Raw genomic sequence first — 26,516 nt, forward strand, 5'->3', positions numbered from 1 at the left:
ACTGGGGCCACAACCATCTGATTACGAACAATATTTTTCGTATAACGGCGGAACTATCCACAGTTCCTGTGGATTCTTCCTGCGTCTCTGAGAAACAGAGACCTTCGCCGACGGCCCCGTCGCAGACTGCGACAACCGCCGTTCACAGAATGGGTTTTCTCATGTTCATCGCCATCGCCCGCCCGGCGGTGGAGCCCCAAGGCCCCGACGCCGTCGCCGTCCCCGGCTCTCCCGCTGTTCCCCTGCTCAAGCCGCGCGCGCTGCACGCCCGCCTGCTGGCCAACGCGGCCCTGCGCCGTCAGCGCGGCTGGCTCCGGCGTCAGGAAAACCGCAGCGAGGACGCGGATTACTGGCTGCACGCGGCCTGCATCGCCGTCAGCAAGGCGGCCGCCCTACGTCGCGCCGAACCGGCCTTCCTGCCTTAAGGCGCCTCAGCGCAGTTCCGGCAGGCGTCGGGCGAAGGAGTCTCTGAGCTTGCGCCCGCGTTCGGACAGACTCTTGCTCCGGCGCCGCTCGCGCGCCTCGAAGCCCTGCCCCCAGCGTTCGTGAATAGCCGCCATCAGCACCGGGTGGCGATCATACTGGTGCACGATCGGGCTGACCCCGCCGTCGGGGTTCACGATCCGACCCGTCCCGTCCAGCGACAGGCCCCCTCCGGGCGTCAGACCCACGGTGGCGATCCGGCCGTAGTTGGGCTGCGTCTCTCCCTCGACCAGACCCAGATGCAGGGCGATGTTGCACGCCGCCTGATCCGCCCCGAAGGCGCCGCCGATCTCGGACCGGGGGATAGCCGCCAGCATCAGCAGGGTGCGGCAGAAGCGGATCATGCACGCGCGCGGCCCCATGACGGTGCCGACGCAGACGCAGGGCTTTTCAGCCAGGGCGCGCGCCACGTCCTCGCCGCCGACGCCGCGCAGATATTTCATGTTGAAGGCATGGCCCTTCAGCCCGCCGTCATACTCGACGAAGAACTCGAGCTTCTGAGGCGGCGGATCGAACGGCGGCGCCTGAAAGACTACGTCGCGCACGTCCGTCAGCAGCACATGGCGCGCCCAGGGCCGCTCGCTCATCAGGGCATCAAAGGCGGCGAAGCGCTGCATCACCGGATGCGGACGCCACACGCCGCTACAAGCCGCAGGCGGCGGCGCAGACTCCACGCCATACTGCGCCAGAAAATCCAGAAGCGCCGGCTCCTGATCCGTCACCAGCACCACCGGCCCGGCGTAGACCGCGCGCAGGGAGCGCACAAAGACCGCCACATCGGCCGCTTCATAGCCGGTGGCGTAGCCCAGGATCAGATCGTGTTCGGCCGCCGCAAAGGTTGGAGAGGCCCCCCTCTCGCCCGCGATCGCGGCGGCGACCCAGCCCAGATAGGCCGACTTCGCCGCCGGTGAAGCCATTTACGCCCTCATGGAATCCACGAAACGCTTGAACAGATAGAGGCTGTCGGTCGGACCCGACGAGGCCTCCGGGTGATGCTGCACGCTGAACACCGGACGGTCCTTCAGCGCGATGCCGCAGTTGGTACCATCGAAAAGCGACACATGTGTTTCAACCACCGCCTCGGGCAGGCTGGCGCCGTCGACCGAGAACTCGTGGTTCATCGACACGATCTCGACCTTGCCCGTGGTCAGGTCCTTGACGGGATGGTTGGCGCCGTGGTGGCCCTGTTCCATCTTCAGCGTCTTGGCGCCCAGGGCGATGGCCAGCATCTGGTGGCCCAGGCAGATGCCCATCAGCGGCTTGCCGCTGTCCAGCAGTTTGCGGATCTCCGGCACGGCGTATTCGCCGGTCGCGGCCGGATCGCCCGGACCGTTCGACAGAACCACGCCGTCAGGGTTGCGGGCCAGAATCTCTTCCGCCGTGGTCGAGGCGGGGACCACGGTGATCTTCACTCCGGTCGAGGCTAGGGCGCGCAGGATGTTGCGCTTGACGCCATAGTCGACGACCACCACCGACCGGTCGCCGGCCTCGGGCTTGGCGTAGCCGGTCGGCCAGTCCCAGGCGCCCTCGGTCCATTCAAAGGCCTGGGTGGTCGAGGCGTCCCTGGCCAGGTCCAGACCGACCAGCCCCTTCCAGTCGCGCGCCTGCGCCGTCAGGGCCTCCAGATCGAACCGGCCTTCGGGATCATGGGCGATGACGGCGTGCGGGGCGCCCTTTTCGCGGATCAGCTGGGTCAGGGCGCGGGTGTCCACGCCCGCCAGGCCGATGACGCCGCGCGATTTCATCCAGTCGTCCAGCCCGCCCGTGGCGCGCCAGTTGGCCGGGTCGGTCGGCACGTCGCGCAGGATGACGCCGCGGGCGGCCCGCTCGGGCGCCTCGCCGATCTGCTCGACGTCCTCCAGGTTCACGCCGACGTTGCCGATGTGCGGGAAGGTGAAGGCCAGGATCTGGCTCATGTACGAGGGGTCGGTCAGGATTTCCTGATAGCCCGTCATGGCGGTGTTGAAGACCACCTCGCCGACCGCCGAGCCGGTCGCCCCGACGCCGATCCCCGACAGGACCGTTCCATCTGCGAGCACGAGGACGCCGGTGGCGCCGGACAGGATTTGAGTCGTCATGGCGCAGGGCTCCTAGCAGTGAATACGGGCGGACAAACGGCGGGGTCGCTAAAGAGATGAAGGGGTCCTGTCAACACGGCCTCCGGTCTATGCGCCCTGAACACGGGGCTGTCCCCGCCGCACCCACAGCCAGGCCAGGCTGGTGACGGCGAAGAAGCCGACGCTGGGCCAGATATAGCCCCCCGCCGCCGCGGCGACCGCAAAGGCCGAGAACACCGCCCCGCCGACGGCCAGCAGGCGCCAGCCCGGCTTGGTCGTCAGCTTCCACAGCGTCACCGAACACAGGGCGTACAGGCACAACGTCAGCACCGAGGTCACGCCGATCAGCACGCCGAACTGCTGGCCCAGCGTCGGCTGGGCGCTGGCGATCACCATGGCGCTCATGATGACGCCGTTGATCAGGGGATTGGACAGGGGCGTCTTGCCCTTCCGCGCTCCGCCGAACCAGCGCGGCAGCCAACCCGCCTCGGCCGAGGCGCGGGCCGTCTCGCCGCCCATCATGGTCCAGCCCGCAATGGTGCCGGTCGCCTTGATGACGGCGCAGGCCGCCACCAGACCGGCCACCGAGGCCCCCATGACCCGCGCCACCAGATCGGCATAGGGGCTGGTCGAATGGGCCAGGACATCGGCCGGGATGACGCCGAAGACCGCCACGCTGGCCGCCACATAGACGACGAAGGCCAGCAGCACTCCGCCCAGCGAGGCGCGGCCCACGTCGGTCGCCGGATTCTTCACCTGACTGGACAGGGCCGCCGCGCTCTCGACGCCCAGAAAGGCCCAGAAGATCACGGCCAGCGACGCCGGAACCGTCTTCATCAGCGGCTCGCCGGCCGGGCTCCACGAGGCGGTGAAGGTGTCGCCGCTGAAGGCGATGACGCCGGCGATGATGGCCAGGCCGATCGGGATCAGCCCCAGCACCAGGGTGATCGCGCCGAACCGCGCCGCCGTCTTCGACCCCGCCGCATAGGCCGCCGTGGTCAGCCAGATCAGCGCCAGATTGCTGAGCGCGCCCCACATCGGCTCCTTCAGCGCCGGGAAGAAGAAGGCCAGATAGCCGGTCCCCGCCACCGCCACGGCGACGTTGCCTGTCAGGCAGGCGGCCCAATAGGCCAGTCCCGTCTGATAGCCCAGAAACCGTCCCAGACCGCGCCGGGCGAAGTCCGACAGGCCGTCGGCCTCCGGCTGCATCCGCCCCAGCCCGCCGAACACCAGCGCCAGCGTTACGGCGCCGACGCCGCAGACGATCCAGCCGATGATGCTGCTGCTGCCGGTCGGCGCCAGGGTGGCGGGCAAGAGGTAGACGCCCGATCCGATCATGTTCCCGGCCACCACCAGGGCGGCCAGGCCCCAGCCGATGCGGCGCGAGGGTTCAGGCAGGATGTCGACTTGGCTCATGCCCGCCGCATAGACCGAAATGTCGCAGCCGTCGCCATGAAGATTCTTCCCCGCGCCGTCGCCGGGATGAGCGGTCGGCGCTGGCGTGCTAAAGCCCCGCCAAAAGTTCTGGAGTTCGCCCATGCCCGTCACCACGGTCGGCCTCGATGCCGACGACACCCTCTGGCACAATGAGACCATCTTTCGCCTGAGCCAGAAGCGGTTCGCCGAACTGCTGGCCGATCATGCCGAAGAGCCGGTGATGATGGACCGCCTGGCCCAGGTCGAACGGCGCAACCTTCGTCTCTACGGCTACGGGGTGAAGGGCTTCACCCTGTCGATGCTGGAGACGGCGATGGAGCTGTGCGAGGGCTCGGCCCCGCCCCACATCGTGCGCGAAATCCTCGCCGCCGGGCGCGAAATGCTGGTCCACCCGGTCGAAACCCTGCCCGGCGTCGCCGACACGGTCGCCGATCTGTCGACGCGCTATCGCCTCATTCTGATCACGAAGGGCGACCTGATGGACCAGGAACGCAAGCTCGCCGCCTCACGGCTGGGCGACTACTTCTCGGGCGTTGAGATTGTGTCTGAAAAGGACCGGGGAACTTACCAAACTGTATTTTCCCGTCACGGCGTCGCCCCCACCGACGCGGCAATGGTCGGCAATTCGATGCGATCAGACGTCCTGCCCGCCATCGAGGCCGGCGCCTGGGGAATCCATATCCCGTACCCGATCACATGGACGCACGAACTGGCGGAAGCTCCGGAAGGCCACCCCCGTTTCGTCAGCCTGAGCCGTTTCGACGAAGTGCCGGCCTGGCTTCAGACAGTCGACCCATAACAAGGTTACTTGGTCTAAATTCAAACACAGTTCGCCCTATTTGGTGCAATAACGTGCCGTTATTCCGTCACTATTGGACAGATTTCGTCCCAAATTTGCAACACGGCAACATTACCGTCGCACTTCAGCCTCCATGCGGGCGATGCAACTTGACCTCATCTGGTTGAGGCAATCCTGTGGCGGATCATGGTTCCTACCGTGTCGCAATGTGAGGCTTAACTGTATGCGTATTAATCGCTCCCGTTTGCTGGGCAGCACTGTTCTGATCAGCACCATCGCCGCCGCCGGCGTTGCTTCGGCCCAGGTGGCGGAACTGCCCGCGTCGGACGCCCAGGCCACGGAAGTCGGCGAAATCGTCGTCACCGGTTCGCGTATCCGCCGTAGCGCCGCCAACGCGCCGACCCCGATCATCCAGGTCACGCAGGAAGAGATCCTGTCGACCGGCCAGACCAGCCTGATCGACTACCTGGCCACCATTCCGGCCCTGCAGAACTCGACGGTTCCGTCGGACACCACCGGCTCCAGCCTGAACACCGGCGGCCTGTCGCTGGCCAACCTGCGCTCGCTGGGCGCCAACCGCACCCTGACCCTGGTCGACGGCCGTCGCCACGTCGGTTCTTCGGGCGGCGAACTGTCGGTGGACGTCGACGCCATCCCGCGTCTGCTGATCCAGAACGTCGAGATCATCACCGGCGGCGCTTCGTCGGTCTACGGCGCCGACGCCGTCTCGGGCGTGCTGAACTTCATCCTCAAGAAGGACTTCGAAGGCCTCGAGATCGACGCCAACTACGGCCAGATCAACGACAACGGCGAAGCCACCCGCCGCATCTCGGGCCTGATCGGCAAGAACTTCTTCGACGACCGTCTGAACGTCTATGCTCACGCCGAGTATGAGAAGATCGACAACGTCGACTCGATGGACATCGACTGGATCCGTCGCGGCCCGGCCCGTCTGGCCATCGACGCCGACCCGACGAACAATCCGTATGACGGCCTTCTGGACGCTCAGGTCTTCTACGGCCTGAACCGCCTGGACATCCTGCCCTGGGGCCAGACCACCCTGGCCAACCTGCAGCGTCCCAGCGACCTGACCAACCCGAACGTCCCCTATCAGAACTGCTTCTCGGGCGGTGGCTTCACCTACGCCGCCAACTGCTACGGCATCATGCCGGGCAAGACCTTCGTCTATGACGGCGGAGTCGCACGTGAAGCCAACTTCGGCCAGCGTGTCGGCAACGTCGGCATCAACCGCCCCTACAACATCGGCGGCGACGGCATGCCGATCGGCGAAGTCGCCGGCTACAGCCGCATTCCGGCTTCGGAATCGCAGCGCTATCAGGTCGGGACCAACTTCAAGATCACCGACTCGATCAACTTCCACGCCTCGGCCAAATACATCACCGAGGAAACCTTCATGCGTGGTCAGCCGACGTTCTTCGACGTCGACCTGGACAATGACTCCTATGGCGCCGGTGAGACGAACTCGATCTGGGCCACCTCGGCCTTCGACCTGCGCTGGGATGACAACGCCTTCCTGCCGCAGTCGATGAAGAGCGCGATCGCCAACAACAGGATCGACATCTACGCTCCCCCGACGGCCGAGAACGCCGGCGAACTGATCGGCTCGCAAAGCCTGCCGATCGCGCGTCACAGCTTCTTTGGCCCCGAGCGTTCGCAGAAGAACACCCGCGACCTGCAACGCTACGTCGTAGGCTTCGACGGCGACCACGGCCCGATCGGCTTCGCCAAGTCCCTGTCCTGGGACCTGGGCTACACCTACGGCAAGGTCGAGATCGAGAACATCGAGCGCGGCGTAGACGTGCAACGCATGGCCCTGGCCGCCGACGCCGTGGTCGACACGACCGGCCTGCTGGGCTCCGCCGGCGCCGTCGTCTGCCGTTCGGCCCTGCTGAATGCGCGCGGCGTGCCGATGCGTGAGGTCAATGAGCAGGGCCAAGTCATTCAGGCCGGTCTGTACGACCCGGTCCGTGGCGGCGACCTGCGTGAGACGGAGTATGGCCGCAACGCCATCGCCCAGTGCACTCCGCTGAACATCTTCGGCGCCGGCAACCAGTCGGCTGAAGCTCTGGACTACGTCGACGCCTTCGTCCGCGTCGAGGAAATGAACGAGCAGCACCAGTTCATCGGCTCGGTCTCGACCGAACTGTGGGACTTCTGGGGCGCGGGGAACCTCGGCCTGGCCCTCGGCGGCGAATGGCGCAAGGAAACCACCTCGGCCGTCGGTCGCAGCACCACGGCGGGCGACCGCCTGCTGTTCCTGAACACCGGCGACGACTTCCCGGAAGTCAGCTATGAGTCCAAGGAACTGTTCGCGGAAGTCGCTGTGCCGCTGTTCCGCGACTCCTTCCTGGGCGAATACGCCGAGTTGAGCGGCTCGTACCGCTGGGCCGACTATTCGACCGTCGGCAACGTCGACGTTTACGGCGTGAACCTGGTTTACCGTCCGATCCGCGATCTGACCTTCAAGACCAGCTTCAACACCTCGGTCCGCGTGCCGAACCTGGGTGAGAACTACTCGCCGTACGGCCAGACGTTCGCCAACAACTTCAGCGACCCCTGCGCCACGGCCAACATCGCGGCTCTCGACGACCAGCAGATCAAGGCCAACCGCGTCAAGAACTGTACGGCCCTGGCCGCACAGCAGGGCCTGTCGTTCGACTTCGCCGGCGAAACCGCCACCAACACCGACGACTTCCGTCCGAACTACACCTCGGGCATCGCCGGCGTTTCGGGCGGCAACCCCGACCTGAAGCCGGAAGAGTCGGAATCCTTCACCTTCTCGACCGTCTATCAGCCGCGCTTCGCGCCGGGCCTGACCCTGTCGCTGGATTACTATGAAATCCGCATCGACAAGGTCATCGCCGCCGTGTCGGCCGCCGGCATCGCCGCCAACTGCGTCAGCGGCGCCGAGCTGAACATGGACGCCTGTAACTCGATCTTCCGCAACAACCCGAACATCGAGTTCGGCGTCGGCGCCCCCTCGGGCGACCCGATCGGCGGCTTTATCGAGCGGTCGTTCAACTACGCGGCTCTGGAAACGCGCGGCCTGGACTTCGGCGCCAACTATTCGTGGGACACCGCGGATTGGGGCAAGAACTGGGGCTCCTTCGACTGGCGCCTGCAGGGTTCGTGGCTGATCGAGCAGAAGCAGTTCCTGAACGAAGCGGATCCGTCGGACTACAACGAACTGGCGGCCAGCATCGGCCTGAGCGGCACCAACGCCTACCCGCGCGTCCGCATGGCCTCGTCGCTGTCCTGGCGTCCGAACGACATCTGGAACGTGAACTGGACCGCCGACTGGCAGTCCGCCACCAACATCGTTCGCGCCCGCGATTTCGTGAACAACGCGGACTCGCGTCTGGCCGACCAGATGGACACCGGCAACTTCACGCGTCACGACATCACCGTGCGTTACAACGTGCGTGACGACCTGACGCTGCGCGCCGGCGTGGTGAACCTGTTCGACGCTGAACAGCGCGACATCCTGGGCACCACCATCTACTCCAACTTCGACCCCTACGGCCGCCGCTTCTTCGTCGGCCTGAACTTCCGTCCCTTCTAAAGGACGGACGAGGTTTGAAACTCTGGGGGCGGTCCTTACGGGCCGCCCCTTTTTCTTGTGCGCTCATGGGGGATAGGCTCTTGCCCCCCGGCTGCTCCCTCTCTAAACGGGCCGCTTAACCGACAACCCGAACGGATCGGCCGCGAGCGCGCTCGCGCCCGTCCGTCTGCGCGCGTGGAGACCGCCGCCCTGACCAGTCATGAAGAAAAGGACGCCATGGTGCGCGCCGCGCTCGCAGAGCAGGGCGACAGCGGGATCACCCCGCGCCATACGCTGTTCTACTTCTACGGCGAGGAAGAGGCGCACGGCGACCTGTGCGAGGTGGCCCGCCGTGCGGGCTTCCTGACGCGGGGCCAGGGCGACATGACCGTCCTGGAGACCACCATGCCGGTCGACGAGGCGTCGTTTTCGCCTGTGTCGGCCATGATGCAAACCTGGGCCGCGGCCTTCCAGCTCGACTACGACGGCTGGGAGTGCGCGGTCGTGACGAACTGAGTAGACGCCGATGCCCAAGCGCACAGACATCAAGTCCATCCTGATCATCGGCGCCGGGCCGATCGTCATCGGCCAGGCGTGTGAGTTCGACTATTCCGGCGTTCAGGCCTGTAAGGCGCTGAAGGCCGAGGGCTACCGGGTCATCCTGGTCAACTCGAACCCCGCCACCATCATGACCGACCCGGAGGTGGCCGACGCCACCTATATCGAGCCGATCACGCCCGAGATGGTCGAGAAGATCATCGCCAAGGAAAAGCCGGACGCCCTGCTGCCCACCATGGGCGGCCAGACGGCGCTGAACACGGCCCTGGCCCTGAACGCCTCGGGCGCCCTGGCCCGTCACGGCGTCGAGATGATCGGGGCCAAGGCCGAGGTCATCGACAAGGCCGAGGACCGTCAGAAATTCCGCGACGCGATGGACAAGCTGGGCCTGGAATCGCCCCGCTCGCGCGCCATCCACCATATTGAAGAAGCCGACGAGGCCCTGGCCTTCGTGGGCCTGCCCGCCATCATCCGCCCGTCCTTCACGCTCGCGGGCACCGGCGGCGGCATCGCCTACAACGTCGAGGAATTCCACGAGATCGTGGAGCGCGGCCTGGACCTGTCGCCGACCACCGAAGTGCTGATCGAAGAGTCGGTGCTGGGCTGGAAGGAATATGAGATGGAGGTCGTCCGCGATCATGCGGACAACTGCATCATCATCTGCTCGATCGAGAACATCGACCCGATGGGCGTCCACACCGGCGACAGCATAACCGTCGCCCCGGCCATGACCCTGACGGACAAGGAATATCAGATGATGCGCGCGGCCTCGATCGCCGTGCTGCGCGAGATCGGGGTCGAGACGGGCGGCTCGAACGTCCAGTTCGCGGTCAACCCCAAGGACGGCCGTCTGGTCGTCATCGAGATGAACCCGCGCGTGTCGCGCTCCTCGGCGCTGGCGTCCAAGGCCACCGGCTTCCCGATCGCCAAGATCGCCGCCAAGCTGGCCGTCGGCTACACGCTGGACGAGCTGAAGAACGACATCACCATGGTGACCCCGGCCAGCTTCGAGCCGGCCATCGATTATGTCGTCACCAAGATCCCGCGCTTCGCCTTCGAGAAATATCCGGGCTCCGAGCCGTCGCTGACCACGGCGATGAAGTCGGTCGGCGAGGTCATGGCCATCGGCCGCACCTTCCAGGAATCCATGCAGAAGGCCCTGCGCGGTCTGGAGACCGGCCTGAACGGCTTCGACGACATCGAGATCGACGGCGTAACCGGCGCCGAGGACGACGCCGCGATCAAGGCCGCCGTCATCCGCGCGTTGGGCCTGCCCACGCCGGACCGCATCCGCGTCATCGCCCAGGCTTTCCGCCACGGCCTGACGGTCGAGGAAGTCCAGGCCGCCTGTTCGTATGAGCCGTGGTTCCTGCGTCAGATCGCCGACCTGATCCGCACCGAGGGCCACGTCCGCGTTCAGGGCCTGCCCACGGACGCGACCGACTTCCGCAAGCTGAAGGCCAAGGGCTTCTCGGACGCCCGTCTGGGCGCCCTGACCGGCAAGACCGAGGGCGAGGTCCGCAAGGCCCGCCGCGCTCTGGACGTGCGCCCGGTGTTCAAGCGCATCGACACCTGCGCCGCCGAGTTCGCCAGCGCCACCGCCTATATGTATTCGACCTATGAGACCGGCGCCCTGGGCCAGGTTCCGGCCTGCGAGGCCGAGGTGTCGGATCGCAGGAAGGCCGTCATCCTGGGCGGCGGTCCGAACCGTATCGGTCAGGGCATCGAGTTCGACTACTGCTGCGTTCACGCCGCCTTCGCTTTCGCCGACATCGACGTCGAGAGCATCATGGTCAACTGCAACCCCGAGACCGTCTCAACCGACTACGACACCTCTGACCGACTGTATTTCGAGCCGCTGACGGCCGAGGACGTGCTGGAGCTGATCGACGTCGAACGCTCCAAGGGCGAGCTGATCGGCGTGGTCGTCCAGTTCGGCGGCCAGACCCCGCTGAAGTTGGCCCATGCGCTTCAGGAAGACGGCGTGCCGATCCTGGGCACCAGCGTCGACAGCATCGACCTGGCCGAGGACCGCGAGCGCTTCCAGCAGATGCTGCAAGCCATCGGCCTGCAACAGCCGCCCAACGCCCTGGCCCGCTCAGCCGAGGAAGCCGCGATCAAGGCCGAGGAGGTCGGCTATCCGGTCGTCCTGCGCCCCTCCTACGTCCTGGGCGGCCGCGGCATGATGATCGTCCACGACCGCGAGGGTCTGGACCGCTACGTCGGCGAGGCCATGCGCGTCTCGGGCGACGATCCCGTGCTGATCGACCACTATCTGAACCGCGCCACCGAGGTGGACGTCGACGCCCTGTGCGACGACGAAACCGTCTTCGTCGCCGGCGTTCTGGAGCATATCGAGGAAGCCGGCGTCCACTCGGGCGACAGCGCCTGCTCCATGCCGCCCTTCTCCCTGCGCCCCGAAACGGTGGCCGAGCTGAAGCGCCAGACCACCGCCATGGCCAAGGCCCTGAAGGTGCGCGGCCTGATGAACGTGCAGTTCGCCATCGAAGAGCCGCACAGCGAGAACCCGCGCATCTTCGTGCTGGAAGTGAACCCGCGCGCCAGCCGCACGGCGCCCTTCGTCGCCAAGACCATCGGCCGGCCGGTCGCCGCCATCGCCGCCAAGGTCATGGCCGGGGTTCCGCTGTCGTCCTTCGGCTTGGTCGACAAGGAACTGGACCACATCGCGGTCAAGGAAGCCGTCTTCCCCTTCGCCCGCTTCGCCGGGGTCGACACCATCCTGGGCCCGGAAATGCGCTCGACCGGCGAGGTCATGGGTCTGGACTGGAAGCGTGAGGGCGAGGCCGATCTGGCCCCCGCCTTCGCCCGCGCCTTCGCCAAGTCGCAGACCGGCGGCGGCACCATCCTGCCGACCGAGGGCACGGCCTTCGTCTCGGTGCGCGACGCCGACAAGCCCTTCATCGTGGAGGCGGTGAAGACCCTGCTGGCGCAAGGCTTCGCCGTCATCGCCACCGGCGGCACCCACAGCTACCTGACCGAACAGGGCCTTGAGGTCGGTCTGGTCAAGAAGGTGCTGGAAGGCCGTCCAAACATCGTCGACGCCATGAAGAACGGCGAGGTCCAGCTGGTCTTCAACACCACGGACGGCAAGCAGGCCCTGGCCGACAGCTTCTCGATCCGCCGCACGGCCCTGATGATGAAGATCCCCTACTACACCACGGCGTCCGGCTCGCTGGCCGCCGCGCAGGGCATCGCCGCCGTCCGCCACGGCGAACTGGATGTCCGCCCGATCCAGTCCTACAACTGAGATCAGGCCCAGACCTGAAGAAAAGCCCCCGACGATCGCTCGTCGGGGGCTTTTTCGTGGGACCGGCCCATCAAGCCTCAGGATGTCGGCGGATAAATGCACGCCTTATCCGGTTGCCCCATCCCCTCCAGCGGCTAAGGTCGCGCCTGACACCGGAGGGGACACCACCATGAAGAAGACCGCGCTTACCGCCATTCTGGCCGCCGTTCTGGCCGCCGGTTCCGCGCCCGCCATCGCCCAGAACGCCGACGACGCCGCTGCGCTGAAGGCCGCCGTCAAGGCAGACTACGACGCCAACCTCGGCGCCCTGTTCGACCATTTCCACCGCAACCCCGAACTGTCAGGCCTTGAGGTCCAGACCTCGGCCCGCATGGCGGAGGAACTGCGCGCTCTGGGCTATGATGTCACCACCGGCGTCGGCGGCACCGGCGTGGTCGCCGTCCTGCGCAACGGCCCTGGACCCACGGTGATGATCCGCGCCGACATGGACGGCCTGCCGGTCGAGGAGCAGTCGGGCCTGTCCAACGCCTCCACCGCCCGTCAGGTCGACACCGACGGCGTCGAAAAACCCGTCATGCACGCCTGCGGCCACGACGTGCACATCACCGCCCTGGTCGGCACGGCGCGCCAGATGCAGGCGCGCAAGGCCAACTGGTCGGGCACCCTGGTCCTGATCGCCCAACCGGCCGAGGAACGCATCTTCGGCGCCCGCGCCATGGTGCAGGACGGCCTCTATTCGCGCTTCCCCAAGCCGGACTACGCCCTGGCCTTCCACGTTTCGTCCGACACGCCGACGGGCCGGATCGGCGTGCCGCTTGGCATCACCTCCTCCAGTTCGGACAGCGTGGACATCGCCGTCCACGGCGTCGCCACCCACGGCGCCTCGCCGCACCTGGGGGTCGATCCGATCCTGGTCGCCTCGCACATCGTGGTCGCGCTGCAATCCCTGCGCAGCCGCGAGACCAGCCCGCTGGAGGGTGCCGTGGTCACGGTCGGCGCCATCAAGGGCGGCATCAAACACAACATCATCTCCGACCGCGTCGACATGCAGTTGACCGTCCGCTCGGACAGCCCCGAGGTTCGCGCCAAGCTGCTGGACGGCATCGACCGCATCTCGGCGAACACCGCCCGCGCCCTGGGCGTGCCCGAAGACAAGCTTCCGACCGTCGTGCGGTCGCCGCTGGAAAACACCCCGCCCACCATCAATGACGCCGAGACGGCCGCCCGCGTCCGCGAAGCCCTGACCGCCGGTCTGGGCGACGACGTGCTGATCGACAATCCGCGCACCGGCATGGGCGCCGAGGACTTCGCCGAGTTCGTCACGCCCGAACTCGGGGTGAAGGGCGTCTATTTCCGCGTCGGCGGCACGCCGCCCGACCAGGTCAAGGGCGCGGCCGGTCACCACTCGGGCCTGTTCCGCATCACGCCAGAGCCCGCCGTCACCCTGGGTGTCGAAGGTTCGGTGCTGGCCGCCGAGGCCCTGATGCCGAAACGGTAAAGGCTGTTGAACCGGGCGGCGTCCTGGTCGTTGAGGAAGGAACATTCCCTTTCCGTCTGGAGACGCCGCCCATGTTCCTGCCTACTCTGCCTACCCTCGTAAGCAGTCTGCTGTTGTCGCGTCGCGGCCGCGCGATGATGGGCCGCCACATGGGCAAGATCGCTCTGGCGGGCATAGCCTGGCAGTTGTGGAAGCACCGTCGCGGCGCCGCCGAAGACGCGCCTGCGGTCAAGGCTGCGCCGCCGCAGCGTCGTAGATCACGCGGGCGCGCACGCTGAGCTCGGCCGCAACTCGGCGGTTTGTGAGGCGTTAACACCTTCATGCGCCTGTCCGTAATCCAAGTGATCGCGGCCCTGTTTTCGGCCGTCTGTTTCGTCATCGCCTTTATCGCGGCAGGCGTCGCTGTCGTATCCGGCGCCTTCATGCTGATGGCGCTTGCGGCGCTGGGCTTTATCGCCTGGACCGCCCTGCGCCGCGCCTTCGGCAGGGATCGCCTGCCAGGACCGCCGTCCAGCGAATGAAGGGCGGGCGAATGAAATGCAGGCGACCTGCGCCTTGCGCTGTTCCGCCGCGACGAACAACGTCCAGCGACCTGCCTGCCCCATCTTGAGTTTGAGCGCTGGGCGCCCTACCTTCTTTGGCCGGTCACGCGACGCCCCCGTGGCCGCGGTGCACCGAACCGTCTCTCATCTGTCTTCGGGCGTAGCAAGAAACTCACGACACAATGGAAAAAGTGCCGATGACGGCCGAGGGTTATCGCGCCCTCGACGATCAACTCAAGCAATTGAAGTCGGTGGAACGACCCAGCGTGATCGCCGCCATCGCGGAAGCCCGCGAGCATGGCGATCTGTCTGAAAACGCCGAATACCACGCCGCCAAGGAGCGCCAGGGCTGGATCGAAGGCTCGATCGCCGAGATCGAGGACAAGCTGTCCCGCGCCCAGGTGATCGACGTGTCCAAACTGTCCGGCGACCAGGTCAAGTTCGGCGCCACCGTCACCTTCGTGGACGAGGACACCGAGGAAGAAGGCGTCTATCAGATCGTCGGCGAACACGAGGCCGACGTGAAGCTGGGCAAGATCTCCATCGCCTCGCCGATCGCCCGCGCCCTGATCTCCAAGGAGGTCGGCGACGTGGTCGAGGTCAACACGCCCGGCGGCGTGAAGGCCTATGAAATCCTCAAGGTCGAGTGGAAGTAACCTCAGCCGACATCAAGGTTGAAGGCAGGGCGCGCGGCATGGCTGCGCGCCCTCTTTCCATCTGGGTCGTCTCCGACGGCCGGACCGGCATCCAGAACCAGGCTCTGGGGCTGGCTGAGGCCATCGCCCGCCTGACCCCCGCCGAGATCGAGATCAAGCAGGTCCGCTGGCGCCCCGCCTTCAACCGGCTCCCCTCGGCCCTGAAGTCGCCCGCCATGCTGGCGCCGGGTTCTTTCGATCCGCGCACGGTATCCGAATGGCCCGACCTGTGGATCGCCACGGGCCGCGCCAGCCTGCCCCTGTCGGCGCGCGTGCGCGACTGGAGCGGCGGCAAGACCTTCATCGTCCAGACCCAGGACCCGCGCTGGCGCAACGACCGCTACGACCTGATCGTCGCCCCCGCCCATGACGACCTCAGCGGCTCCAACGTCCTGTCGATCACCGGCAGCCCCCACCGCATCACACGCGAAAGACTGGCCGAGGCGGCGCCCGCCTTCGCCGCGCGCATCGCCCCCCTGCCCCATCCACGCGTGGCGGTGATGGTGGGCGGCGCCTCCGCCGCCTTCGACCTGCCGCCCGACCACGCCGCCGATCTGGCCCAGCGCATCGCCGAGGCTGTCACCGCCGCAAACGGCTCCTTGCTGCTGACCTATTCGCGTCGCACGCCCGAAGCCGCCAAGGCGGTGATGAGCGACCGGCTGTCGGCCCTGCCCGGCTGGATCTGGGACGGCAAGGGCGACAACCCCCTGTTCGCCATGCTGGACGCCGCCGACCACATCCTCGTCACCGAGGACAGCGCCAATATGGCCGCCGAGGCCGCCTCAACCGGCAAGCCGGTCCACGTCCTGCCGATGATCGCGAAGAAGGCGCCGGGCAAGTTCGCCCGCCTGCACGCCGACCTTCAGGCGCGCGGCGCCGCCCGCCCCTTCGACGGCGCGCTGACGCCGTGGACCTATGCGCCATTGAACGAGACCGAACGCGCCGCCCGCGCCGTTCTGGCGGCCCTCAAACCCCGCTGAAATCGGCCCCCGCCCCGCAAGGGTGGCGAAACGTCCTCGCCGTCCCCATATGTCGGGATCAAGGCAAAACACGACCCCTAACCCGACGGCGGAAACGCTGATCGGACGGCTGCGCCTTGAACTTTGACGCTCTTTTTTCACGGAAAGGACGCTCCGAATTGATCGTAGAAAACTTCATCCGCCTCTACGCCCACGACTTCAGCCAGATGGCTGGCCGCGCCGAGATGGGACAGGATGTTGATGATGCTCTGGCCCGGCGGCTGCGTGACGCCGACAACCACGCCCAGGTGATGGACCAGCGCAAGGGCAAGGGACACCTGACCGCCCTGGTCGCGCGCATCCGCGAAGAGGCCTCCGTCTTCAACGGCCGCGTCATGCGCAACGGCGCCGACCCTGCCGAAGCGGCCGCACGACGTGAGGCGTTTCTGTCCGACGTCGCCGACACTCTGGAAAAACTGCGCGCCGCCCGCAAGGCTGAGGGCCAGCAGGCTCACGCCTGACGCCAATCGGCGCAGCAGGTCGTGAAATGTCGCATCGGCATCGCGCTTAAGAGAATCAGCGCCTAAATAGGCGCCATGACCCAAGCTCGTACCGTCCGTGTCGCCATCATCGGTTCCGGCCCCGCCGGCTGGACCGCCGCCATCTACGCCGCCCGCGCCTCGCTGAACCCGGTGATGATCGCCGGGCTTCAGCCTGGCGGCCAGCTCACCATCACCACGGACGTCGAGAACTACCCCGGCTTCGCCGAGACCATTCAGGGCCCCTGGCTGATGCAGCAGATGCAGGCCCAGGCTGAACATGTCGGCACGGAAGTCCTGCATGACATCGTGACCCAGGCCGACCTGTCCCAGCGCCCCTTCCGCCTGACGCTCGATTCAGGCGCTGAAATCCTGGCCGAGACGGTCATCATCTCCACCGGCGCCCAGGCCAAATGGCTGGGGCTGGAATCAGAGGCCGCCTATCAGGGCTTCGGCGTCTCGGCCTGCGCCACCTGCGACGGCTTCTTCTATCGCGGCAAGCAGGTGGTGGTGGTCGGCGGCGGCAACACCGCCGTCGAGGAAGCCCTCTTCCTGACCAACTTCGCCGAGACCGTCACCGTGGTTCACCGCCGCGACGAGTTCCGGGCCGAGAAGATCCTGCAGGACCGCCTGTTCGCCCATCCCAAGATCAAGGTCGTCTGGGACGTGGCCGTCGAGGAAGTCGTCGGCGTCGTCGACGGCGTGGCCCGCAACGTCACCGGCGTGCACCTGAAGAACGTCAAGACCGGCGAGATCAGCGAAATCCCCGCCGACGGCGTCTTCATCGCCATCGGCCACGCCCCCTCGTCCGAACTGTTCAAAGGCCAGTTGGAGACCAACTCCGGCGGCTATCTGCGGGTCAAGCCGGGCACGGCCGCGACCGCCATCGAGGGCGTCTGGGCCGCCGGCGACGTCACCGACGACGTCTATCGCCAGGCCGTGACTGCGGCGGGCATGGGCTGCATGGCCGCCCTGGAGGCCGCCCGCTTCCTCGCCGAAGAAGACCACAAGGCCGCCCACCATCCCATCAGCCACAAGGAAGCCGAGAAGATCGGAGCCTGGTGAGATTCAGGAGGCGTTTCAACGCGCCTCGGCCTGCTCCGACCGTGATTGGTGGCCGAGGAACACCTCCACATTCGGATGCGCGGCCGCAAAGTTGCGTAACCTTTGGGCGGACGCTTCGGCGTCGGCGCGGGCGGCAGGCGTGACCGGCTGGGGCATCCCCTGCTCCCAGCCCAGACGGGTGCTGACCGCGTCGCCGACCACCAGTTTCGGCCCGTCCACGGCGTTGACCAGATAGGCGGTCGAGCCCGCCGAATGCCCCGGCGTGCTGATGGCCCAGATCGAACCGTCGCCGAAGACATCGAGCACCCCGGCGAACCGGCCGTCGGGATCCGGTTCGAACCGCCACTCACGCAGGGGGCCGTAGCCGCGCAGGGCGGCGTCCGCCGGGCGGCCCAACACCAGGTTCACACGACTGCGTTCCTGAGCCTCGCCTGCGCCCACATAGACGGGCGTGGCGACCGGAAGGTCGACCAACCCGCCCACATGATCGAAATGCAGATGGGTCAGGAAGACGGCGCGCGGCGGCGTCTGGCCGTCCAGCCACTGAGCCGTGGTACGCGTGATGCGGAGATCAAGGTCGGACACCGCTCGGCGCATCAGACCGTTCAGCCGCTCCCCCAGTTCAGCCGACACCCCGCTGTCGATCATCACCCGACCGAAACGGGGATGATCCACCACATAGGCGTAGATCGTCGCCTCCTCATCGCCCTTGGGCACGGTCGCCGTGCGTGGATCCTTGCGATCGATGAAGACGCCCCGTCCCGCCGTCCACTGAGCGAAACGAACGCGCTCGAAAGTCACGACGCCGGGCCGCGCCAGGCTCGCCTCCAGCACCGAGGCGCGCGAGGCCGCGCCCAGGTCTGCGAGCGTCAACGGGTGGCGGCTGGCCGGAGTAGCGCAACCGGCCAGCAGGGCCGCCAGAGCCAGACTCGCGATCATGGGCGACCGGCGCCCTTGGCCTTGATGCGACATGTCGTATCCTTGGTTGAGTTGCTGATCATATCGAAATACATAAAAATATAGCCGTCAATCGAATTGGAGCAGCGTTATCCCATGACGGTCGTCGTCGCCCTGCCCCCGCCGGTTCCGCTGGAGCCTGACGCCTTCGTCCGCATCCGGCGGCTCAGCCGCCCGCTGGAGTGGCTGTTCACGCTGCTGTTCGCGCTGGGCGCCGCCCTGTTGGCGATCGCCGTCGTGGCCGTGCTGACCTATGTCGGAACACGACTGCAGGTCCGCCCCGGCGGGATGCAGATCTATATCGAGGCGACGGTCCCGCCCGTGCCGCCCGGCTGGACCACCGTCGGCGCCCTGCCCTGGATTCAGAAGATCGCCCTGGCCCTGTCGGCCAGCGTGATGATGACCCCCGCCCTGGCGGTGTTGTGGGGGCTGCGACGACTGTTCCGCCTCTACGGGTCCGGCGTCGTCCTGACCCAGGAGAACGCCCGCTGCATGGGCGGCATCGCCCTGTGGCTAATGGCCTGCGCCGTCGCCCCGACGCTCGGCCATGTTCTGGTGACGCTGGCGGGTTTCGACGACGAGGGCTGGCTGAGGATCGACAGCGCCAAGGCCCTGGCGCTGGGACTGATCCTGTTCGTCGTGGCGCGGGTCATGGCCTGGGGCGCCGAGGTGCACGACGACGTCTCGCGGTTCGTGTGATGCCCATTATCGTGCGGCTGGACGTGATGATGGCGCGGCGCAAGGTGCGCTCGAACGTGCTGGCGCGCGCCATCGGCATTTCCGAGACCAACCTATCCCTGCTGAAGTCGGGCAAGGTCCGCGGCCTGCGCTTCGCCACCCTGGACGCCATCTGCCGCTATCTGGACTGCAGCCCGGCCGACATTCTGGAATACGCGCCCGACGTCTCGGAAACGGATGACGACGTGCTTCGCAAGACCGGCACGGGCTGATCGCCCGCCCCTTAACCTTGAGGCTTGCCGACCTCTTCGACAACCATGGGCGTGACGCCGGCGGGCGGCGGGGCGGTCACGCTGGGGACAGCGCCGCTTTCAAAGGCCTTCAGCCGCTCGTTGATGGCGGCGATTTCTTCCTTGCTGGCCTGACGGCGGCCGCCCAGGCTGGCGATGCCGACGACGCGGGTCTGGCCCTCGATCTCGACCGTGCGCAGTTCGCCGGACCTGGCGCCCTCCAGCGCCGCCTCAACGCTGTCGGCCGCCGTGGCGAGCAGGACGCGCGGTTTGGCGAACCGGGCCTCGTCGATCGACGGCTCGCGGCCCGCGTATGCATTGACGAAGGCGGCCGTCTCACCGGCCGCGCCCTTCCAGCGATAGAAGATATGCGCCCCGACCTGGGTGATCTTGGCCAGGGTCGGCGACCACCAAGGATGGACGTAGTCGGCGTGGTAGTGGGTGGCCGTGCCCACGCGCTCGGCCACATGACCGTTCAGGGCGCGCGCCGCGACTCGCTCGGCCCGATCCCAGGCCCAGCGCACCGGGCCGCGCGCCAGAGAACCGTCGCAGGTGAAGCTGAACTGGCAGCCCGTGGTCCGCTCGGCGCCCTGATAGACGACGCCGCAGACGCTGGCGGGATAGTTGGGATCGCGCACCCGGTTCAGCACCACCTGGGCCACGCCCTCCTGCCCCTCGGTCGGCTCCAGCGCCGCCTCGTAATAGACGGCCTGGGCCAGGCAGCGCAGGGCGCGCTGGCGCGACGCCTCGTCCGCCGGGCGGAAGACGAAGGGCAACGCGGGCTGAAGCGCGCCGAAGGCGTTGGGCATGGCGGCGTTCAGCTGCTGAGCGGCGACGCCGGCCACGCCCTGATCCAGACTGGGCTTGCCGCTGAGCGTCAGACTCTCCCAACCGGGAGTCAGGCCGTAAAGTTCAGGCAGCCCCAGAGCCGGGTCGTGACGACGCGCCACAGCCAGTTGGCCCGCGTCCATCCGCGCCATCACCGCCGCCAGGCCGTTCGGACCGAGATCTCCGCCGGTGGCGCGCGCCACCGCCTCGGCCGTCCGGTCGATGTCGGGGCGCGGCGTCGAACTGGCGGACATGGCCACGCCCATCGCCGCCAGGGTGACGGCCATGGCCGCAGGCGCCGCAGCCAGGGCGCGGCGTCCGGTCGTCTTCAGCGGCGTGAGGCGGCCCAGGGTCATGCGATGTCCATATAGAGACGCCTGACTGCGCCGGAAACCGGCGATCTGCATGATCGCCCAATCCGGCGCTTTTCAGACGCCAAGATTACCGTTGCGTGAGATGGAACGGTAATCCCTCCGGCCCTTATCGCTCGCCGAGGCTCGAGCGCAGCATCCAGGCCGCCTTTTCGTGCGCGGCCAGACGCACCGTCATCAGGTCGACCGAGGCCTCGTCACCGACCTCATCGGCGGCGTCCAAAGCCGCGCGGGCGGTGGCGATGACGACGCCGTGGTCCTTGATCAGCTCCTTGAGCATGGCTGCGGAATCCTTCTCAGGATCGCCGTCCTTGATCGAGGTGAGATTGGCGAAGGCCGAAGCGCTCTGCGGCGCCAGTTCGCCCAGGGCGCGGATACGCTCGGCGATCTCGTCCAGGGCGGCCCAGATTTCGCGGTACTGTTCTTCCAGCAGATTGTGCAGGCTGAAGAACTCCGGCCCGCGCACGTTCCAGTGGTAGCCGTGCGTCTTCAGATAGAGGGCGTAGCTGTCGGCCAGGGCCTTGGACAGTTCGCGCGCGACGTCAGCGCGTTCCTTGGGCTTCAGACCGGTGTCGATGGCGTTCATGACGGCTCCTGTTGGCATTGCTGGGGAAGATCAGCCTTGCAGTTAGGTCGTCTGGCCCGCGTTCCAAGGGGCCGGCGACATCACTTCGCAGGAATCTTCGCCCCTGTAACGTCAGACCGGCATGAGCGTTGCTGCGCGCATGAACCCCTTCGATTTCAGCGATCACGGATTTTCTATTTCAGAAACAGACGTTTTTTATGAGAGCGTCACACGTCGCCAATCAACGGAGTTTTATCATGGCTCGTTCGATCAAGACTATTGCGTGTGTGGCAGCCGTCATAAGCGCAGCTCTATCCACCGCAGCACTCGCCACGCCGTGGTCTGACCCCCTCTACGATTACATCTATTTCAGCGACGCAACCAAGACCGTTCAGGTCGGCTATCAGGCGGGTGTCTGCTACAACGGCTATGCTGGGGTGGCCGAGCATGCCGTGGGAACGGTGACGTCCCATTACGTGCTCGTTCGAACCGGCACCTGCACCAGCAACGGCGCCATCTATCAGTGAGCCGCGCGTAAACGCCCCGGCCAGAGCCGGGGCGTCTTCAACCTAGCGCTTGCGCGCCTTGCGGGCGGCGTAGCGGGCGTCGCGAGCGGCCTTCTGCTCTTCCTTAGTCAACTGCTTGCGCTCCTTGCGGGCGGCGCGCTTGGCGGCGTCGACCTCTTCCTGAGCGGCCATCTCGGCGGCCAGGCGGGCGGCGTCCTTCTCGGCCTTCTCACGGCGCAGCTCGGCCTTGGCCAGTTCGTGCTGCTGGCGGATCGCCTCCTTCTCGGCGGCGCGCTTGGCGGCCAGCTTCTCGAACTCGGGGTCCTGAACCGTCGGCTTCGGCTTGAACCGGGCCAGCAGGGCTTGTTTGGCGTCTTTCTGGGCGGACAGGCGGTCGTTGAAGCCGGTGTTCTTGAGGTCGCGCATGCTGAGAGGCGGGTGTCCTTGATAGGGAATGGAAACGGCGAATAGGGCCGATCGCCGAAGCGACGGCCGCAAGACGGGGCGCAAAGCGCGTTTCGGCACGCTCGGCCCGGCGGGAGGGCAAAGCCGAATTTCGCGCCGAAATCAAGCTCTACAGCCCGATTTCATAGGATTTAGCGGCGACTGACGCCCTCCGACCGCGTTTCGCGGCCAAAAAGACGCGTCGTTACTGCGGCTTTTGAGCGTGGCCGACCGCAGCGCCCGCGGCGCCGCCAACGGCCGCTCCAACCGGGCCACCGACCACGGCCCCTGCGACGGCTCCGGTCGCCGCCTTCTGTTCCACCGTGTGGCCGCAGCCCGACAGGGCCAGGGCTCCGGCGCCGGCCAGCGTCAGAACGAGCAGGCGGGAAGCGATGCGGGTCATGGGGTCAACTCCTTGAAATAGCTCAGCTTAGAACGCGGAAATTACCGACTGGTTCCCATCTGAGGCACGACTCAGGCATCCAAGATGTCACACCCCCGCCAATAGCTTATTCATGCCCGCGCCTCGCACCGCACAATCTTTGTTCAACAAAACAATACGGTATTCCCAAGAATGTCTCAGGCGCAATTTCGTCATGATTTGAAACAATAAAAATAATGACTTTCCGGCAATTTCCCTATGCTGAAGAAATTACAATTCTAGCGAATCAGTCACATTGAGGCCATAAACCAATGGATAAAGGCCCGCCTTCGAGGGCCGGCGTTCAGTCGGCGTTCACCCGACCCGCTTGAAGCGCGACGCGTCCTTGTCGCCAGGGTTCGGGAACTACGGGGGCGGCATCCTCGCCCTGTTGTACAGGACTACGCCTTTGTCTCTCTCCTCGCAGACGCGCGCGCTGATGCACGCCGCCCGCTCATTCCGCCTGCGCCCCACGACGGCAGCGGCGGCGTTCGGCGGCGTGGTCGGCCTCGCAGTCGGAGGGGCCTATCTGGGCGGCCTGGCCGCCCAGGCCTCGACCGTGCGCAGTCAGGCCGAGCGCCTTCAGGGCGCCTATACCCAGGAAGCCCTGGCCGAAGCGGCCGGCGGCCTGGACGCCAGCGCCCTGGCCATCGCCCACCGCCACGATCCCTATTCCGTCGCCGGGTCCGCCCAGCGAGACCGCCAGGCCGAACTGTTGACCACCCGGCTGGAGCAGCTTCAGGGCCAGGACGGCCTGCGCCGCGCCAACCTGCAGGCCGCTGGCGCGACCAAGATTTCCGCCGCCCGTCCCTTCCGCCTCGACGGCGCCCTGGACCAGTCGCGCGACCTCGAATGCCTGACCCAGGCCGTCTATTATGAAGCGCGCGGCGAGGGCCGCGACGGCATGAAGGCCGTGGCCCAGGTGGTGCTGAACCGCGCCCGCCACCCCGCCTTCCCCAAGACCGTCTGCGCCGTCGTCTATCAGGGCGCCAACCGAGGCTCAGGCTGCCAGTTCAGCTTCACCTGCAACGGCGCCATGCGCGGCGCCGTCAACCGCAGCGCCTGGAACCGCGCCCGCGAAGTGGCGACCAAGGCCCTGTCCGGCCAGGTGTTCAGCGCCGTCGGCAACGCCACCCACTTCCACACCACCGCCGTCTCGCCGTCGTGGCGCAACAATCTGATCCGCGTAAATCAGGTCGGCGACCATCTTTTCTATCGCTTCGGCGGTCGTTCGGGCGCCAGTCAGGCCTTCGCCTATAATCCGCGCGCCTCGGGCCCGGTCGAGCAGGCCCCGCGACTGGTTCAGGCCAGCCTCGACCCCGTCGAGGCCGCGCGCAATGTCTCGGGCGCGATCGCCTATACCGCCGTACTGGCGCGCGAAGCCGCCGTCGCCGGCGACAAGGCCCCGGCCGCCGCTCCCCCGGCTGCAGCGCCCGCCGCGCCGCGCACCACGGCCTCGCGCGGCGCCGAGCCCCAGCCTGTGACGATCAAGACCGCCGCCTTGACGCCCGCCCCTTCGACGGTTGGGGCGGGCGGAGCCTGACCGGCGTCACGCCTCGTCCAGGCCGATATCCAGTTGAATCACCGAATGGGTCAAGGCTCCCACGGAGATGACGTCTACGCCGGTCGCGGCGATGCCCGCGACCGTGCTCAGGTTCACCCCTCCCGACGCCTCCAGCACCACTGATCCGAAGGCGCTGTCTCGCACGCGCCGAACCGCCTCGGCCATGTCGTCCAGGCTGAAGTTGTCCAGCATGATGACGTCCGGCCGCTCAGGCAGGACCTCGTCCAGTTGATCCAGGCCGTCGACCTCGACCTCGACCTTCATCAGATGGGGTGCAAAGGCCCTGGCCCGGCGCACCGCCTCGCCCGCCCCGCCGCAGACGGCGACGTGGTTGTCCTTGATCAGGATGGCGTCATCCAGCCCGAAGCGATGGTTCAGCCCGCCGCCGCAGGCGACCGCGTGCTTCTCCAGCGCCCTTAGCCCCGGCGTGGTCTTGCGGGTGTCGGCGATGCGCGCCCTGGTCCCCTCGACCGCCTGCACATAGGTCCGCGTCAGGGTGGCGATGCCGCACATCCGGCCCAGCAGGTTCAGCGCCGTCCGCTCGGCCGCCAGCAGGGCGCGGGCGTTCGCATCGACCGCGACCAGCACGGCTCCGGCCTCGAACGCCTCGCCGTCGGCGACCTTCACCGTCACCGTCGCCAGCGGGTCCAGCGCGTGGACGGCGATCCGCACCACCGCACCGCCCGCCATCACCCCGGCCTGGCGCGCTGAAAACACGGCGCTGAAGCGAGCGTCCTCGGGGATGCAGGCCTGCGCCGTCACATCGCCCGTGCGTCCCAGATCCTCGGCCAGCGCCATGCGCACCACGGGCTCGATCAGCAGGTCCGGCAGGGTTCGGGTCACGGAAACGTCCTTCATCATTCAGATCACGGCCGCCAGGGCGGCGAGCGTCGCCGCCTCGGCCTCTTCGTCGCGTGCAGGCGCCGGCGCTGCGCGCATCCGCGTGTGCTCGGCCCTCGGCAGGCTGTCGGGGAAGTCGCGGCGATAGTGGCCCCCCCGGCTCTCGCGCCGCTTCAGCGCCCCCTCGGCGACCAGCCGCGCCGCTGTCAGACAGGCCGCCGCCGGATACGCCTTCGCCAAATCATCGATCAGGACCAGCAGCGCCGTCAGTCCCGCCTCGTCCCGCACCACGCCCGCATGGCGCGTCATGGCCGCGCGCAAAGCCGCCAGCGCCTCGGGCGGCAGATCCGTCATCGCCGGCGCCGCCGCCAGAGGCCGCCGCTCGGGCTGGACCTCGGCCGCCGCCGCCCGGCCCGCGCGCCGCCCGAAGGCGCCCGCCTCCAGCAGGGAGTTGGACGCCAACCGGTTGGCCCCATGCACCCCCGTCGCCGCGCACTCGCCGATGGCGAACAGGCCGGGGACGGTGGTGCGCCCCTCGTCGTCGGCGACGATCCCGCCCATGTGATAGTGGGCCGCCGCCGCCACCGGAATGGGGCTGACACGCGGGTCCAGCCCGGCCCTCATGCAGGCGGCGAAGACGGCCGGAAACTCATGCGGAAAGGCCTCGCCTACCGCCTTGGTCGCATCGAGGAAGGCGCCGCTTCCAGCGACCCGCGCCGCGTGCACCGCCCGCGCCACGATGTCCCTCGGCGCCAGATCGGCGTCCGGATGATCGCCCAGCAGGAAGACGCCGCGCCCATCGACCAGCCGCGCCCCTTCGCCGCGCAGGGCCTCGGTCGCCAGCGGCGCCGGGTCCAGCCCCACGTCGATGGCTGTGGGGTGGAACTGCACAAACTCGGGGTCCAGAATCTCGGCCCCGGCCTGATACGCCAGCGCCAGCCCCTCGCCGCGCAGGGCCGATGGATTGGTCGTCGCCTCGAACAGGCCGCCGATCCCCCCGGTGGCCAGCACCACGGCAGACGCAAACACTTCATCCAACCGGCCGCCGCGCCGCTCGATCACCGCGCCGCGCACCCGGCCGTCGACGTCGCGGATCAGGCCGCGCAGCCGCCCGTCTTCCCAGATTTCAATGCCCTTCGTCGCCCGCGCGGCGGCGACCACGGCCGACAGTATGGCCCGCCCCGCGCCGTCGCCGCCCACCCGCGCCACGCGCGGCAGGCTGTGCGCCGCCTCCAGACTGACGGAAAAGCCGCCGTCGGCGTCGCGGTCGAAGGGCGCCCCCAGCGCCGCCAGCCACTCGACGGTCTCGCGCCCGCGCTCCGTCAGGGCGCGCGCCGCCTCGGCCTCCACCAGACCGGCGCCCGCGCCTTCGGTGTCTCTGGCGTGCAGGGCCGCGCTGTCCTGCGGCGACAGGGCCGCCGCCATCCCGCCCTGCGCCCACGCCGAGGAGCAGGCGTTCAGCAAGGGCTCGGGCGTGACCACCAGCACCCGGCCGTCCGGCCCCAGCGCCCCGGCCGCTTCCAGCGCCGCCGACAGCCCCGCCAGCCCGCCGCCGATGATCAGAGGGCCGTCATGCCGGATACGCGCCAT

The 26,516-nt window shown here is 67.4% G+C and carries 26 protein-coding genes; 16 read left to right on the forward strand and 10 right to left on the reverse strand.

Features of this window, described 5'->3' with window-relative positions; translation table 11 throughout:
* Window positions 1-161 precede the first annotated feature (161 nt).
* A complete protein-coding gene (locus H556_RS0106505) occupies window positions 162-425 on the forward strand; it encodes a hypothetical protein (RefSeq protein WP_024353671.1) in 264 nt (87 codons plus the stop codon).
* Window positions 426-431: 6 nt separating this feature from the next.
* On the opposite strand, the gene H556_RS0106510 is transcribed toward H556_RS0106505, so the two are convergent.
* From H556_RS0106510 to H556_RS0106520, 3 genes are all read right to left on the reverse strand, one after another.
* A complete protein-coding gene (locus H556_RS0106510; protein ID WP_024353672.1) occupies window positions 432-1,400 on the reverse strand; it encodes a hypothetical protein in 969 nt (322 codons plus the stop codon).
* Window positions 1,401-2,561 carry a glutamine-hydrolyzing carbamoyl-phosphate synthase small subunit gene (carA, locus tag H556_RS0106515; RefSeq protein ID WP_024353673.1) on the reverse strand — a complete coding sequence of 387 codons (1,161 nt, stop codon included), beginning with the start codon at window positions 2,559-2,561 and terminating at the stop codon, window positions 1,401-1,403. It lies immediately after the preceding gene.
* Between the two features lie 87 nt (window positions 2,562-2,648).
* The gene (locus tag H556_RS0106520; protein WP_024353674.1) at window positions 2,649-3,956 is read right to left on the reverse strand and encodes an amino acid permease; all 1,308 of its coding nucleotides are present in this window, start codon (window positions 3,954-3,956) and stop codon (window positions 2,649-2,651) included.
* A gap of 121 nt (window positions 3,957-4,077) precedes the next feature.
* On the opposite strand from H556_RS0106520, the gene H556_RS0106525 reads away from it, so the two are divergent.
* The 11 genes from H556_RS0106525 to trxB all read left to right on the forward strand — a co-directional run bounded on the left by H556_RS0106525 (window position 4,078) and on the right by trxB (window position 17,462).
* The gene (locus H556_RS0106525; RefSeq protein ID WP_024353675.1) at window positions 4,078-4,776 is read left to right on the forward strand and encodes an HAD family hydrolase; all 699 of its coding nucleotides are present in this window, start codon (window positions 4,078-4,080) and stop codon (window positions 4,774-4,776) included.
* A gap of 223 nt (window positions 4,777-4,999) precedes the next feature.
* Window positions 5,000-8,359 (forward strand): TonB-dependent receptor domain-containing protein, encoded by a 3,360-nt coding sequence (locus H556_RS0106530; protein ID WP_024353676.1) that lies wholly within the window; start codon window positions 5,000-5,002, stop codon window positions 8,357-8,359.
* A gap of 174 nt (window positions 8,360-8,533) precedes the next feature.
* Complete coding sequence (locus tag H556_RS0106535) at window positions 8,534-8,854, forward strand: ribonuclease E inhibitor RraB (protein WP_003166071.1); 321 nt, start codon at window positions 8,534-8,536, stop codon at window positions 8,852-8,854.
* A gap of 10 nt (window positions 8,855-8,864) precedes the next feature.
* Window positions 8,865-12,164 carry a carbamoyl-phosphate synthase large subunit gene (carB, locus tag H556_RS0106540; RefSeq protein WP_024353677.1) on the forward strand — a complete coding sequence of 1,100 codons (3,300 nt, stop codon included), beginning with the start codon at window positions 8,865-8,867 and terminating at the stop codon, window positions 12,162-12,164.
* A gap of 169 nt (window positions 12,165-12,333) precedes the next feature.
* Window positions 12,334-13,662 (forward strand): amidohydrolase, encoded by a 1,329-nt coding sequence (locus tag H556_RS0106545; protein ID WP_024353678.1) that lies wholly within the window; start codon window positions 12,334-12,336, stop codon window positions 13,660-13,662.
* 71 nt (window positions 13,663-13,733) lie between these two features.
* Window positions 13,734-13,940 carry a hypothetical protein gene (locus tag H556_RS0106550; protein WP_024353679.1) on the forward strand — a complete coding sequence of 69 codons (207 nt, stop codon included), beginning with the start codon at window positions 13,734-13,736 and terminating at the stop codon, window positions 13,938-13,940.
* Window positions 13,941-13,982: 42 nt separating this feature from the next.
* The gene (locus H556_RS0106555) at window positions 13,983-14,183 is read left to right on the forward strand and encodes a hypothetical protein (protein ID WP_024353680.1); all 201 of its coding nucleotides are present in this window, start codon (window positions 13,983-13,985) and stop codon (window positions 14,181-14,183) included.
* 203 nt (window positions 14,184-14,386) lie between these two features.
* Entirely contained in the window at window positions 14,387-14,860 is a 474-nt protein-coding gene (gene greA / locus H556_RS0106560) for a transcription elongation factor GreA (protein WP_003170051.1), read from the forward strand.
* A 38-nt stretch (window positions 14,861-14,898) separates the two neighbouring features.
* Window positions 14,899-15,879, forward strand: coding sequence for a mitochondrial fission ELM1 family protein (locus tag H556_RS0106565; RefSeq protein WP_024353681.1), 981 nt, complete (start codon window positions 14,899-14,901; stop codon window positions 15,877-15,879).
* 158 nt (window positions 15,880-16,037) lie between these two features.
* The gene (locus tag H556_RS0106570; protein WP_024353682.1) at window positions 16,038-16,379 is read left to right on the forward strand and encodes a hypothetical protein; all 342 of its coding nucleotides are present in this window, start codon (window positions 16,038-16,040) and stop codon (window positions 16,377-16,379) included.
* Between the two features lie 75 nt (window positions 16,380-16,454).
* Window positions 16,455-17,462, forward strand: a complete 1,008-nt coding sequence (trxB, locus tag H556_RS0106575) for a thioredoxin-disulfide reductase (protein WP_024353683.1) — start codon at window positions 16,455-16,457, stop codon at window positions 17,460-17,462.
* A gap of 15 nt (window positions 17,463-17,477) precedes the next feature.
* On the opposite strand, the gene H556_RS0106580 is transcribed toward trxB, so the two are convergent.
* Window positions 17,478-18,401, reverse strand: coding sequence for an MBL fold metallo-hydrolase (locus tag H556_RS0106580; RefSeq protein WP_029673271.1), 924 nt, complete (start codon window positions 18,399-18,401; stop codon window positions 17,478-17,480).
* A gap of 114 nt (window positions 18,402-18,515) precedes the next feature.
* Here H556_RS0106580 and H556_RS0106585 point away from each other — a divergent pair, with 114 nt between their 5' ends.
* Window positions 18,516-19,118 (forward strand): DUF2975 domain-containing protein, encoded by a 603-nt coding sequence (locus H556_RS0106585; RefSeq protein WP_024353685.1) that lies wholly within the window; start codon window positions 18,516-18,518, stop codon window positions 19,116-19,118.
* Window positions 19,118-19,369, forward strand: a complete 252-nt coding sequence (locus tag H556_RS0106590; RefSeq protein ID WP_024353686.1) for a helix-turn-helix domain-containing protein — start codon at window positions 19,118-19,120, stop codon at window positions 19,367-19,369. Before H556_RS0106585 ends, H556_RS0106590 begins: the two co-directional genes overlap by 1 nt.
* An 11-nt stretch (window positions 19,370-19,380) precedes the next feature.
* Here H556_RS0106590 and H556_RS0106595 read toward each other — a convergent pair whose 3' ends face one another.
* Window positions 19,381-20,571, reverse strand: coding sequence for a cell wall hydrolase (locus H556_RS0106595; RefSeq protein WP_024353687.1), 1,191 nt, complete (start codon window positions 20,569-20,571; stop codon window positions 19,381-19,383).
* 124 nt (window positions 20,572-20,695) lie between these two features.
* A complete protein-coding gene (locus H556_RS0106600; RefSeq protein WP_024353688.1) occupies window positions 20,696-21,172 on the reverse strand; it encodes a Dps family protein in 477 nt (158 codons plus the stop codon).
* Between the two features lie 236 nt (window positions 21,173-21,408).
* Between H556_RS0106600 and H556_RS0106605 the strand changes: the two genes are divergently transcribed.
* Window positions 21,409-21,678, forward strand: coding sequence for a hypothetical protein (locus H556_RS0106605; protein WP_024353689.1), 270 nt, complete (start codon window positions 21,409-21,411; stop codon window positions 21,676-21,678).
* Between the two features lie 42 nt (window positions 21,679-21,720).
* On the opposite strand, the gene H556_RS0106610 is transcribed toward H556_RS0106605, so the two are convergent.
* Both H556_RS0106610 and H556_RS0106615 read right to left on the reverse strand, forming a co-directional pair.
* Window positions 21,721-22,083 carry a DUF6481 family protein gene (locus tag H556_RS0106610; protein ID WP_024353690.1) on the reverse strand — a complete coding sequence of 121 codons (363 nt, stop codon included), beginning with the start codon at window positions 22,081-22,083 and terminating at the stop codon, window positions 21,721-21,723.
* 223 nt (window positions 22,084-22,306) lie between these two features.
* The gene (locus H556_RS0106615; protein WP_024353691.1) at window positions 22,307-22,504 is read right to left on the reverse strand and encodes a hypothetical protein; all 198 of its coding nucleotides are present in this window, start codon (window positions 22,502-22,504) and stop codon (window positions 22,307-22,309) included.
* Window positions 22,505-22,931: 427 nt separating this feature from the next.
* On the opposite strand from H556_RS0106615, the gene H556_RS0106620 reads away from it, so the two are divergent.
* Entirely contained in the window at window positions 22,932-24,065 is a 1,134-nt protein-coding gene (locus tag H556_RS0106620; protein WP_245559428.1) for a cell wall hydrolase, read from the forward strand.
* Between the two features lie 6 nt (window positions 24,066-24,071).
* On the opposite strand, the gene nadC is transcribed toward H556_RS0106620, so the two are convergent.
* Together nadC and H556_RS0106630 are read right to left on the reverse strand one after the other, a co-directional pair.
* On the reverse strand, window positions 24,072-24,947 hold the full coding sequence (gene nadC, locus H556_RS0106625) for a carboxylating nicotinate-nucleotide diphosphorylase (protein ID WP_029673277.1): 876 nt from the start codon (window positions 24,945-24,947) through the stop codon (window positions 24,072-24,074).
* Window positions 24,948-26,516: an L-aspartate oxidase gene (locus H556_RS0106630; protein ID WP_024353694.1), complete on the reverse strand. Its 1,569-nt coding sequence runs from the start codon at window positions 26,514-26,516 to the stop codon at window positions 24,948-24,950. It abuts the gene before it with no gap.

The organism is Brevundimonas naejangsanensis DSM 23858 (assembly GCF_000421705.1).
In the GTDB taxonomy this organism is placed as follows: Bacteria; Pseudomonadota; Alphaproteobacteria; order Caulobacterales; family Caulobacteraceae; genus Brevundimonas; species Brevundimonas naejangsanensis.